This is a genomic window from Acinetobacter sp. TUM15064 (assembly GCF_008980265.1).
Classification (GTDB): Bacteria; Pseudomonadota; Gammaproteobacteria; order Pseudomonadales; family Moraxellaceae; genus Acinetobacter.
The window spans coordinates 1-497 of the sequence record NZ_BKFU01000196.1; the positions used below are offsets into that span (position 1 = coordinate 1).

1 protein-coding gene is annotated in these 497 nt (G+C 40.6%); it reads left to right on the plus strand.

The genetic code is table 11. The annotated features are described in order from the left end of the window. Positions 1 to 5: 5 nt before the first annotated feature. The coding region (locus GBI16_RS18395; RefSeq protein WP_151707633.1) for an aminotransferase class I/II-fold pyridoxal phosphate-dependent enzyme at positions 6 to 497 on the plus strand (492 nt) is incomplete at its 3' end.

Sequence of the window (497 nt, forward strand, 5' to 3'; positions counted from 1 at the left end):
TTGCCGTGGACGTACGTCTTTCTGATCGTGTCAATGCTATCAAACCGTCCCCTACACTTGCTGTAACTAACAAAGCTGCTGAACTTAAAGCTGCTGGCAAGAACGTGATTGGTTTAGGTGCTGGCGAGCCAGATTTTGATACCCCTCAACACATCAAAGATGCTGCAATTGAAGCGATTAATAATGGTTTCACCAAATATACGGCTGTAGATGGTACTCCTGGGTTAAAAAAAGCAATTATTGCTAAATTGAAGCGTGATAATAATCTTGATTATCAGTCAAACCAGATTTTGGTTTCATGTAGGGGTAAGCAAAGTTTCTTTAACTGGGCACTTGCTCTATTAAACAAAGGCGATGAAGTTATCATTCCAGCACCTTTCTGGGTAAGCTATCCAGATATGGTCATTATTGCTGAAGGTACTCCAGTCATTGTGAAATGTGGTGAAGATCAACGCTTCAAAATCACTCCTGAACAATTAGAAGCTGCTATTACACCT